A 2613-nucleotide genomic window follows, 5' to 3' on the forward strand; every position below is an offset into this window, starting at 1 on the left:
TATGGGACGTGATCCGCGATGCGCTGCCACAGTTCACGCCACAGGACTGCGCCAACTATTTTACCGCAGCCGGTTACGAACCAGATTGATGGAATTCCGCCCTAGTCTTACTGTGTCATAAGGTTAGGCGTTGCGTTTGGTGCTGGCAGCATGGGCAGCACAGGATTTTACGAGAGATTGCCTTTGCGATGGCAATACGGACAGAAGTGATTGAGTTTGGGATGTGGCGCTCAGGTCGGATTGGGGGATCCGCGGGGTCGATAACCGTCGGATAAGGGAGGTTCTTCGATGAGAAGGGCGCTCCAATGCCTGGAGGGGGGAATCGATCCCCTTTCGGAGATCAGGAATCCATAAGCAGCGATGCACAGCGTGGCGTGATGATGAAAGCCACGCCAGCCTCGTCCTTCGTAATGCCCCAGCCCAAGTTCCTGCTTGAGGTCTTGGTAGTCGCGCTCGATCCGCCAGCGCAGCTTGGTGGCACCTACCAAGGCACGGCGGCTGATGGTGGCAGGCAGGGTGGACATGAAATACTTGGTCGGCTCGATCTCGTCCAATGGCCATTCGATCAGGCACCATTCCTCAAGATGCGGTGTGGACCGTTCATAATCGCGATGCGCTGGGCGGACGCGCACGGCGGCGAAGCGTGAGGTGAGCTTGGCATTTGTCCCTTCGCGCCAGGTGACCCGCCGCCAGGCTTTCTGGGGCAAGTCCAGTGCCAACTGCTTGGCCGAGACCGGCTTATGCTCGGCATCACGACGGATCGCCGACGTTGGGCGGCCGCGCCCACTCCATTGTTTGGCGGGTAACGCTTCCATGCCGGGCGGCCACAGGGTGGTGGTGGACTGGATGCCGACAGCGTAGGGCAGCCCGATCTCGGTAATGCCATCACGGAAATCCGTATCGTTGCCATAACCCGCGTCGGCCAATACGAACGCGGCATCGATCCCGGCGGCGACGGCGGTGCGCAGTTGATCCAGAGCGATCTGCGGCTTGGTCTGGAAAACAATATCGTCAGGAATGCCTGCCTGCGCTCGTCGAGCCGAATTGTCACACCATTCATGCGGTAGATAGAGGCGATAGGCGATCGGTAGGCTTGCATGATCATTAGCCGCCGACAGGCTCACCGCAACCTGGCAGTTGTCCTGTTTGCCGAGTTGCCCACAATACTGCCGCGCCACACCGACGGAGTGCTTGCCTTTCTTTGGAATGCCGGTGTCGTCGATGATCAGCGCACGGATCGGGCGCGCTGTGCGATCATGGGCATGACACGGGCGCGCACTGCGGCGAGCACCGCGTCGTCAGACCACTCCGACTTCGCCACGAAGTGATGCATCGACTGATGCGCCGCCTGCACACGCGCGGGCTGAACGCGCGCGGCCATCGGTTCGACGCTTTTGCGATCGCCTGGCAGCAGCAGCCCCGCGCAATACGATTGGAACGGAACCACGCGATCGGCGTGCCCAAGCACCGACGTAATTGCCTCGACATAGCCCGCCAACCGTGATTCGCTGCTGTGTACTTCGGATCCGAGACCCACAACCCGCCCCCTACGAGTAAGAATCCCAACCCTGACAAACCCTCTCCAAATCGGGCAAGAAGTTTATGACACAGTAAGAATGGCAGCAAGGTGGAATATTCCATCCACCGAGGCCGCCGCTTGTCGGATGATCGCTGGGTTGGTGATGCTGCCGTGGTAGAAAGTCACTCGGCTATCCAAATTTGAACGGCATCCTGTCGAAAGGTCATCAAGAACGATCACCTGATGTCCGGCCGCTAACAGGGCGTTACATAGATGAGAGCCAATGAACCCCGCTCCCCCCGTCACAAGGTAGCGGTTGCAGATGATATCAGCCACAGAGTAACCTTGCAGCGTAACCGACGACTTGGCGCAGCAGTGAAGCGACCCCGAATAGATGCCGTGAGTTAGTAATGATTAGGCCTCCGCGCAGCCATTTTTTGGAGACCCAAGCTTTTTTGAAAGGATGGTCGCCGCAATCGAAATCCAGCATCGTCATTTGTTCCACCTCAAAAAATCGTCGGATCATACACGCAGTCAGCACCTTACCGGGGAACTCTCCGCTGAACTGCGCTGCATGCGACAATTCTCAAACAATTGCAGTTCCGTTCAAGCAGTCCAATACTAGGCGCGATCGGCGTTACATTGCAGCTGACAACCGCAATACGGCGGATACTACCCGAACCGTCTCTCCTACGGAAGCGACGGTAAAACGTGGAAACGGCTGGGAAGGTTTCCAGGTTGAGCATGATCCTGCTCGTATTCCACTAACAGAGGCATAGCGGTGCTTTCCGTGTCAGTGCAGTCTATCTTGACCAATGGGTCACATTCTTCGCGGGCCAAGCGGCGGCGGATTGTTTGCGCAGAACGCCTGGTCGATCAGCTAGATGTTTGGTCCATCGGCGGCCGTTGGGCGGTTCATGCCAATTGGCAAAGCTGGCAGATAGTATGGTGGTAGTCTGCATACCGGAAACCCCTGTGTAGGCGATCCAATCCAGGCCGTTCAGGATAAGCATGCAGTAGAGGCATTAGCAGGACGGGACCGGGGCGCGTTCAACGCCCTAGCCGACGAGGTTGCCATCGCAGTTGCTAGGTGT

At 57.9% G+C, this 2613-nt stretch carries 1 protein-coding gene and 1 pseudogene; both read right to left on the minus strand.

Annotated elements, in window-relative coordinates; translation table 11 throughout:
• Positions 1 to 167: 167 nt before the first annotated feature.
• Positions 168 to 1537 (minus strand): annotated as a pseudogene (locus tag GSQ76_RS19155) (IS701 family transposase).
• A 63-nt stretch (positions 1538 to 1600) separates the two neighbouring features.
• Positions 1601 to 1855, minus strand: coding sequence for an NAD-dependent epimerase/dehydratase family protein (locus tag GSQ76_RS19160; protein WP_272482684.1), 255 nt, complete (start codon positions 1853 to 1855; stop codon positions 1601 to 1603).
• Between the last annotated feature and the right edge of the window lie 758 nt (positions 1856 to 2613).

The organism is Acidisphaera sp. L21 (assembly GCF_009765685.1).
Classification (GTDB): domain Bacteria; phylum Pseudomonadota; class Alphaproteobacteria; order Acetobacterales; family Acetobacteraceae; genus LMUY01.